Source organism: Streptomyces sp. NPDC005811 (assembly GCF_040630405.1).
Lineage (GTDB): Bacteria > Actinomycetota > Actinomycetes > Streptomycetales > Streptomycetaceae > Streptomyces.
This window is the reverse complement of sequence record NZ_JBEXXK010000019.1, coordinates 24,672-33,212: the sequence shown is the minus strand read 5'-3', so window position 1 is coordinate 33,212 and position 8,541 is coordinate 24,672. Positions and strand designations below refer to the sequence as shown.

The following is an 8,541-nucleotide window of genomic DNA, read 5'->3' as shown; positions in this document are numbered from 1 at the left end:
TCGGAAGAATCGTGGAGAACCTGATCGCGCTGCTGATCGCGGCGCCCCTGCTCGGAGCGGCCGTCCTCCTGGTCGGCGGCCGTCGGCTCGACGCCGTCGGCCACTGGATCGGCACGCTCCTCGCGTCCGTCTCCTTCGTGTTCGGCGTCGTCCTCTTCGGCGACCTGCTCAGCAGGGGCGCCGACGACCGGACGCTCACCCAGCACCTGTTCACCTGGATCCCGGTCGAGGGCTTCCAGGCGGACGTCGCCTTCCGCCTCGACCAGCTGTCGATGACGTTCGTGCTGCTGATCACGGGCGTCGGCTCGCTGATCCACGTGTACTCGGTCGGGTACATGGAGCACGACGAGCGGCGCCGCCGCTTCTTCGGCTACCTCAACCTGTTCCTCGCGGCGATGCTGCTGCTCGTCCTCGCCGACAACTACCTGCTGCTGTACGTCGGCTGGGAGGGCGTCGGTCTCGCCTCCTACCTGCTCATCGGCTTCTGGCAGCACAAGCCCAGCGCGGCCACCGCGGCGAAGAAGGCCTTCCTGGTCAACCGCGTCGGCGACATGGGCCTGTCGATCGCCATCATGCTGATGTTCACCACCTTCGGCACCTTCGCCTTCGGCCCGCTGCTCGGCAGCGAGGGGGAGCCGGGCATCGCGGGCGACGCGAGCGAGGGCAGGCTGACCGCCATCGCCCTGATGCTGCTCCTCGCGGCCTGCGGCAAGTCCGCCCAGGTGCCCCTGCAGTCCTGGCTCGGGGACGCCATGGAGGGCCCGACCCCGGTCTCCGCCCTCATCCACGCGGCGACGATGGTGACCGCGGGCGTCTACCTGATCGTCCGCTCGGCGGCCGTTTTCAACGGCGCGCCCGACGCCCAGCTCGTCGTCACCGTCGTCGGAGCGGTCACACTCCTGTTCGGTGCGATCGTCGGTTGCGCGAAGGACGACATCAAGAAGGCCCTGGCCGGCTCCACCATGTCGCAGATCGGCTACATGGTCCTCGCCGCCGGACTCGGCCCGATCGGCTACGTCTTCGCGATCATGCACCTGGTGACGCACGGCTTCTTCAAGGCCGGGCTGTTCCTCGGCGCCGGCTCCGTGATGCACGGCATGAACGACGAGGTCGACATGCGCAGGTACGGCGGCCTGCGGAAGTACATGCCGGTCACCTTCATCACCTTCGGCCTCGGCTACCTCGCCATCATCGGCTTCCCGGGCCTGTCCGGCTTCTTCTCCAAGGACAAGATCATCGAGGCGGCGTTCGCCAAGGGCGGCACCGAGGGCTGGATCCTCGGCGGCTGCGCCCTGCTCGGCGCGGCCCTCACCGCGTTCTACATGACGCGCGTGATGCTGATGACGTTCTTCGGCGAGAAGCGCTGGCAGCCCGATGCCGAGGGCCACGAGCCGCACCCCCACGAGTCGCCCAGGATCATGACGATCCCGATGGTCGTGCTGGCCGTCGGATCGGTCTTCGCCGGCGGGTTCTTCAGCATCGGCGACCGCTTCCTGCACTGGCTCGAACCCGTCACCGGGCACAGCGAGGGCGACTCCCCGCTCAGCGCGGCGACGGTCACCGGAGCGACCATGGTCTGCCTGGTCATCGGCGTCGCCCTCGCCTGGGCCCAGTACGGCCGCCGCCCGGTCCCGGCCGTCGCCCCGCGCGGATCGCTGCTCACCCGGGCCGCCCGCCGCGACCTGCTGCAGGACGACTTCAACCACGTCGTCCTGGTCCGCGGCGGCGAGCACCTCACCCGCTCCCTGGTCTACGTCGACCACACCCTGGTCGACGGAGTCGTCAACGGCGCGGCGGCCTCGGTCGGCGGCCTCTCCGGACGGCTGCGCCGACTGCAGAACGGCTTCGCGCGGTCGTACGCGGTCTCGATGTTCGGCGGTGCGGCGCTCCTCGTCGCCGCGACCCTGCTGATGAGGGCGGTCTGATACCGATGTCCTTTCCTCTGCTGACAGCGACGGCCGCGCTCCCGGCGATCGGGGCGGTGGCCACGGCCGCCGTCCCGGCCGCCCGGCGCAACGCCGCCAAATCGCTGGCCCTGCTCGTCTCCCTCGGGACCCTCGCCCTGGCGATCGCCATCCTGGTGCGCTTCGACCCGGACGGCAGCCGCTACCAGCTCACCGAGTCCCACGCCTGGATCGCGGACTTCGGGGTCCGCTACGAACTGGGCGTGGACGGCATCGCGGTCGCGCTCATCGCGCTCACCGCCCTGCTGATCCCGTTCATCATCCTGGCGGGCTGGCACGACGCCGACCCGCTGGAGACCGGCAGCACGCGCTGGCGGCCCACCCAGGGCTTCTTCGCCCTGATGCTGGCCGTCGAGGCGATGGTGATCCTCTCCTTCGAGGCCACCGACGTCTTCCTCTTCTACATCTTCTTCGAAGCCATGCTCATCCCGATGTACTTCCTCATCGGCGGCTTCGGCGACCGCGCCCACGAGCACGGCGAGCAGGCGGCGTCCACGCAACGCTCGTACGCGGCCGTGAAGTTCCTGCTCTACAACCTGGTCGGCGGTCTGATCATGCTGGCCGCGGTGATCGGGCTCTACGTGGTCGCCGGGAGCTTCTCGCTCACCGAGATCGCCGAGGCCCGCGCGAGCGGCTCGCTGCACATGGCGACCAGCACCGAACGCTGGCTGTTCCTCGGCTTCTTCTTCGCCTTCGCGGTGAAGGCGCCCCTGTGGCCGCTGCACACCTGGCTGCCCAACGCCATGCAGGAGTCCACCGCCCCGGTCGCCGTCCTCATCACCGCGGTCGTCGACAAGGTGGGCACCTTCGCGATGCTCCGCTTCTGCCTCCAGCTCTTCCCGGAGGCCAGCAAGTGGGCGACACCCGCCATCCTCGTCCTCGCGCTGATCAGCATCGTCTACGGCGCGCTGCTCGCCGTCGGCCAGCGCGACATCAAGCGGCTGGTGGCGTACGCGTCGATCTCGCACTTCGGCTTCATCATCATGGGCATCTTCGCGATGACCAGCCAGGGCCAGTCCGGCGCCACGCTGTACATGGTCAACCACGGGATCTCGACGGCCGCCCTGATGCTGGTCGCCGGCTTCCTGATCTCCCGGCGCGGCTCGCGGCTCATCGCGGACTACGGCGGGGTGCAGAAGGTCGCCCCGGTGCTCGCCGGCACCTTCCTGATCGGCGGTCTGGCGACGCTGTCGCTGCCCGGGCTCGCACCGTTCGTGAGCGAGTTCCTGGTCCTCGTCGGCACGTTCTCGCGGTACCCGGCGATCGGCATCATCGCCACCTTCGGCATCGTGCTCGCCGCGCTGTACACCCTCGTGCTCTACCAGCGGACGATGACGGGCCCGGTGAAGGCCGAGGTCTCCGCGATGCCCGACCTCCGCGCGCGTGAGCTCGCGGTCGTCGCCCCGCTGATCGTGCTGCTGATCTTCCTGGGCGTCTATCCGAAGCCCCTCACGGACATCGTCAACCCGGCGGTCCAGCACACCCTCTCCGACGTACATCAGAAGGACCCCCGGCCCGAGGTGGAGGCGGCCAAGTGAGCGCATCAGCCGTCCACAGCCTGTGGACAACGGCGGCCGAGCCGATCGCCAAGATCGACGCGCCGAAGATCGAATACGGGCAATTGTCGCCCACCCTGATCGTCGTGGGCGCGGCGATCGTCGGGGTGCTCGTCGAGGCGTTCGTGCCGCGCAAGCACCGCTACTACGCACAACTGTTCGTGTCCGTCGTGGCGCTGGCCGCCGCGTTCGCCGCGGTCGTCGCCCTCGCGGCCGACGGATACGGCACGACGAAGGCCCGCATCGCCGCCATGGGCGCGATCGCGGTCGACGGACCGGCCCTCTTCCTCCAGGGCACGATCCTGCTGGCCGCCCTGGTCGGCCTGTTCACCTTCGCCGAACGCCGCCTCGACCCCGAGACACACGGCAACCGGGTCGACTCCTTCGCCGCCCAGGCGGCCTCCGTGCCCGGCAGCGACAGCGAGAAAGCCGCGGTCAAGGCCGGTTTCACCGCCACAGAGGTCTTCCCGCTGCTGCTCTTCGCGGTCGCCGGCATGCTGGTCTTCCCGTCGGCCAACGACCTGCTGACCCTCTTCATCGCCCTGGAAGTCTTCTCGCTCCCGCTCTACCTCCTGTGCGCCCTGGCCCGCCGCAAGCGGCTCATGTCGCAGGAGGCCGCGGTCAAGTACTTCCTGCTCGGCGCGTTCGCCTCCGCGTTCACCCTCTTCGGCATCGCCCTGCTCTACGGCTACGCCGGCTCGGTGTCGTACGGCACGATCGCCCAGGTCGTCGACGGCACCGTCAAGAACGTGAACCCGGCCCTCGCCGACACCATGGGCAACGACGCGCTGCTGCTCGTCGGCACCGCGCTGATCGTCATGGGCCTGCTGTTCAAGGTCGGCGCCGTGCCGTTCCACATGTGGACGCCGGACGTCTACCAGGGCGCCCCCACCCCGGTCACCGGCTTCATGGCCGCCGCGACCAAGGTGGCCGCGTTCGGCGCGCTGCTGCGGATCCTGTACGTCGTGCTGCCCGGCCTGCGCTGGGACTGGCGGCCGGTCATGTGGGGCGTCGCGGTCGTCACCATGCTGGGCGGCGCGATCGTCGCGATCACCCAGACCGACATCAAGCGGCTGCTGGCGTACTCGTCCATCGCGCACGCCGGATTCATCCTCGCGGGTGTCATCGCGACCACCCCCGACGGTGTCTCGTCCGTGCTGTTCTACCTGGCCGCGTACTCCTTCGTGACGATCGGCGCGTTCGCCGTGGTGACGCTGGTGCGCGACGCGGGCGGCGAGGCCACGCACCTGTCCCAGTGGGCCGGGCTCGGCCGGCGGTCGCCGCTGGTCGCGGCCGTGTTCGCGGTGTTCCTGCTGGCCTTCGCCGGTATCCCGCTGACCTCCGGGTTCGCCGGGAAGTTCGCCGTGTTCAAGGCGGCGGCCGAGGGCGGTGCCGGGCCGCTGGTCGTGGTCGGTGTGATCTCGTCGGCGATCGCCGCGTTCTTCTACATCCGGGTGATCGTGCTGATGTTCTTCAGCGAGCCGAAGCCCGAGGGCCCGACCGTCGCGGTCCCGTCGCCGCTGACGATGACGGCCATCGGCGTCGGTGTCGCGGTCACGCTGGTGCTCGGCGTCGCGCCGCAGTACTTCCTGGACCTGGCGAACCAGGCCGGGGTGTTCGTGCGCTGACCCGCGCGACGCGCCCGCGACGGGCCCTGTCCCCCCGGACTCCGGGAGAACAGGGCCCGTCCGCGTGTTCGAGCGAGACGCGATGTACACAGGGTGACGCGATCGAGCCTGTGGATAACTCCGGCGGTGTCAGTCGGGACCCCTATCGTGGAGGCAGTGGTCGAAGGACGACGTACGGGGGACGAGACGATGGGCGGGACGGGCGGGATCGGCGAGATGACAGGGATCACCGGGACACCGGGGCGGACCGACAGCGAGGCCCTGGCCACGCTGCACCGGGTCTTCGGATACGAGGCCTTCCGCGGCGAGCAGGAAGAGGTCATCGAGCATGTGGTGGCCGGCGGGGACGCGGTCGTCCTCATGCCGACGGGCGGCGGAAAGTCGCTCTGCTACCAGATTCCGGCGCTGGTCAGACCGGGCACGGGTGTGGTGGTCTCACCGCTGATCGCCCTCATGCAGGACCAGGTGGACGCACTGCGCGCGCTCGGGGTGCGCGCCGGGTTCGTCAACTCCACGCAGGACTTCGACGAGCGGCGCGTGGTCGAGGCCGAGTTCCTCGCGGGCGAACTGGACCTGCTGTACCTGGCGCCGGAGCGGCTGCGACTGGACTCCTCGCTGGATCTGCTCTCGCGCGGCAAGATCTCGGTCTTCGCGATCGACGAGGCGCACTGTGTGTCCCAGTGGGGCCACGACTTCCGCCCCGACTACCTGTCCCTCTCCCTGCTCGGCGAGCGCTGGCCGGACGTCCCGCGCATCGCGCTCACCGCGACGGCCACCCACGCGACGCACCAGGAGATCACCCAGCGGCTGAACATGCCGGCCGCCCGGCACTTCGTGGCGAGCTTCGACCGCCCGAACATCCAGTACCGGATCGTGCCCAAGGCCGACCCCAAGAAGCAGCTCCTGGGCTTCCTGCGCGAGGAGCACGCGGGCGACGCCGGCATCGTGTACTGCCTCTCGCGCAACTCCGTGGAGAAGACCGCCGAGTTCCTCTCGAAGAACGGCGTCGAGGCGGTCCCGTACCACGCGGGTCTGGACGCCGGCACCCGCGCGGCGCACCAGGCGCGGTTCCTGCGCGAGGAGGGCCTGGTCGTGTGCGCGACCATCGCCTTCGGCATGGGCATCGACAAGCCGGACGTCCGTTTCGTCGCCCACCTCGACCTGCCCAAGTCGATCGAGGGCTACTACCAGGAGACCGGCCGCGCGGGCCGGGACGGGCTCCCCTCGACGGCCTGGATGGCCTACGGCCTCAACGACGTCATCCAGCAGCGCAAGCTGATCCAGTCCGGCGAGGGCGACGAGGCGTTCCGCCGGCGGGCCACCGCCCATCTGGACTCCATGCTGGCGCTGTGCGAGACCGCCCGGTGCCGTCGGGGCCAGCTCCTCGCCTACTTCGGGCAGGAGCCCGCCCCCGCGGGCTGCGGCAACTGCGACACCTGCGTCGCCCCACCGGAGACCTGGGACGGCACGATCGCCGCCCAGAAGGTGCTGTCGACGGTGGTGCGACTCCAGCGGGAGCGCGGGCAGAAGTTCGGCGCGGTGCAGATCGTCGACATCCTGCTGGGCAAGCGCACCGCCAAGGTCATCCAGTTCGACCACGACCAGCTGTCCGTGTTCGGCATCGGCGAGGAGCTCGCCGAGGGCGAATGGAGAGGCGTCATCCGGCAGTTGCTGGCGCAGGGTCTCCTCTCGGTCGAGGGGGAGTACGGCACCCTGGCGCTCACCGGGTCCAGCGGTGAGGTCCTGCGGCGCGAGCGGGAGGTGCCGCTGCGCAAGGAGCCCAAGAAGCCGGAGACACTCAAGGCCAAGGCGTCGGGCTCGTCGTCCGGGGGGAAGGGCAAGGCCAGGGCGGCCGTGGCCGAGCTGCCCGAGCAGCTGCAACCCGCCTTCGAGGCACTGCGTGCCTGGCGCGCCGAACAGGCCCGCGAGCAGGGCGTCCCGGCGTACGTCATCTTCCACGACGCCACCCTCCGGGAGATCGTCACCCTGTGGCCGACCTCGGTGCGCGAGCTGAGCGGCATCAGCGGCGTGGGCGAGAAGAAGCTCGCGACGTACGGGGAAGGCGTGATCGCGGCGCTGGCGGAGTTGGCCGATGGCCAGGCTCCGGGTGCCGGTGCCGGTGCCGGTGCCGGTGCCGCTTCCGGTGACGGCGGGACGGGCGGTGTCGTTGCCGGGTCCGTCGCCGGGGCCGTGGCGGAGTCCCGGTCCGATGACGACTGGCCCGAGATGGACATGGAGCCCGAGCCGGACGACTGGATATAGCCACCCACTCACCCGCCCGACCGGCCCGGCGTCGCCCAGCCGCCCTGCCGTGCCGAGGTCACGCCAGGGCGTTGAGGCCCGGTGCGAAGGCGATCAGCAGCGGGAGCAGCGGTACCAGTCCGGCCACCGCCGTCGTCAGCGCCCGGTGTCTGCGGCCCAGCCGGGGCGGCGGCTCCAGGAGGCGGTCGACGCGCTCGCCGAGGAGCCGGTGGCTGGAGGCGCAGGACAGGACGCCCCGGTGCTGGTTCAGCTCGATCAGCGCCAGGGCGGTGGTCAGGTGACCGCAGCGACGCGAGGCGGTGTCGTCGGCGGCGAGTTCGACCAGGCGGTGGGTCTGGTCGCAGAAATGGGAGAAGAGCGGAACACGGGGGAAGCCGGTGGCCAGGGCGGTCGAGAGGTGCAGCAGCCAGTCGTGGTGGGCGCGGGCGTGGCCGCGCTCATGGGCCAGGACGGCGTCCAGCTGGTGGGAGGTGAGGCGGTGCAGGGCCCCGGTGGTGACGATCAGCTGGGGCGGGTTGCCGGGCATCCACCAGGCGTCGGGGTACTCGTCCTCCAGCACGAGCAGCGGGCCCCGGGCGGACGGCAGGCCCGCGGGCAGCTCGGGGGCGCGTTCCCGCAGATGGGCGCGGGCCTGGCCACGGCGACGGCGCGCCTCGACGAGCTCCCGGGCCAGCATCGCGGTGGTCCAGGCGGCCCCGCAGGCCAGCAGCAGGGTGAGCGCGGCGGCCCAGGGCGGGGCGGCGGAGAGGTCGTACGCCTCGGTGACCGCGGGCGGCGCGGGCGCGAACACCTGCGCGCGGACGGTGTGGAAGACGGCGGCGGCACCGAGCACCAGCGCCGTCAGGCAGCACAGCAGGACCGTGGCGACCAGGCACTGCCACACCCACAGCGCCACCACCGGCTCCCGCTCCGGCCACTTCGCCCGCGTCAGCGCACGCGGCACCGGCACGGCGGCCGTCACCGCGACGCCGCTCAGCAGGAGCAGGCAGACGGTCATGCCATCGGTCATGCCAGGGGCTCCGGATCCTGGTTCGGAGAGGACGGACGGAGGACGCACAGGGTGCGGCGGGGCCGTGCTCCGGGAGCGGCACGAGCACCGCGCCCGTCGCCAGTATGACGGCGCCGACCGTC

5 protein-coding genes are annotated in these 8,541 nt (G+C 70.8%); 4 read left to right on the top strand and 1 reads right to left on the bottom strand.

What is annotated here, in order from left to right:
- The first annotated feature begins 11 nt into the window (after positions 1 to 11).
- The 4 genes from nuoL (at position 12) to recQ (ending at position 7,410) form a co-directional block, all read left to right on the top strand.
- Positions 12 to 1,925 (top strand): NADH-quinone oxidoreductase subunit L, encoded by a 1,914-nt coding sequence (gene nuoL / locus ABZ490_RS21365; RefSeq protein ID WP_358992247.1) that lies wholly within the window; start codon positions 12 to 14, stop codon positions 1,923 to 1,925.
- A 5-nt stretch (positions 1,926 to 1,930) separates the two neighbouring features.
- Positions 1,931 to 3,502: an NADH-quinone oxidoreductase subunit M gene (locus ABZ490_RS21360; protein ID WP_358992245.1), complete on the top strand. Its 1,572-nt coding sequence runs from the start codon at positions 1,931 to 1,933 to the stop codon at positions 3,500 to 3,502.
- Positions 3,499 to 5,148, top strand: coding sequence for an NADH-quinone oxidoreductase subunit NuoN (nuoN, locus tag ABZ490_RS21355; protein ID WP_358992243.1), 1,650 nt, complete (start codon positions 3,499 to 3,501; stop codon positions 5,146 to 5,148). The genes ABZ490_RS21360 and nuoN overlap by 4 nt, the downstream gene beginning before the upstream one ends.
- Before the next feature lie 189 nt (positions 5,149 to 5,337).
- Positions 5,338 to 7,410: a DNA helicase RecQ gene (gene recQ / locus ABZ490_RS21350; protein ID WP_358992517.1), complete on the top strand. Its 2,073-nt coding sequence runs from the start codon at positions 5,338 to 5,340 to the stop codon at positions 7,408 to 7,410.
- Between the two features lie 58 nt (positions 7,411 to 7,468).
- Here the strand turns inward: recQ and ABZ490_RS21345 are convergent, their stop codons facing one another.
- Positions 7,469 to 8,407 carry a M56 family metallopeptidase gene (locus ABZ490_RS21345; protein ID WP_358992515.1) on the bottom strand — a complete coding sequence of 313 codons (939 nt, stop codon included), beginning with the start codon at positions 8,405 to 8,407 and terminating at the stop codon, positions 7,469 to 7,471.
- Between the last annotated feature and the right edge of the window lie 134 nt (positions 8,408 to 8,541).

What these genes read in the sequence shown, in the direction of transcription:
- ABZ490_RS21360 (WP_358992245.1), top strand. Translation starts at nt 1,931, where the DNA reads ATGTCCTTTCCTCTGCTGACAGCGACGGCCGCGCTCCCGGCGATCGGG.
- recQ (WP_358992517.1), top strand. Translation starts at nt 5,338, where the DNA reads ATGGGCGGGACGGGCGGGATCGGCGAGATGACAGGGATCACCGGGACA.
- ABZ490_RS21345 (WP_358992515.1), bottom strand. Translation starts at nt 8,407, where the DNA reads ATGACCGTCTGCCTGCTCCTGCTGAGCGGCGTCGCGGTGACGGCCGCC.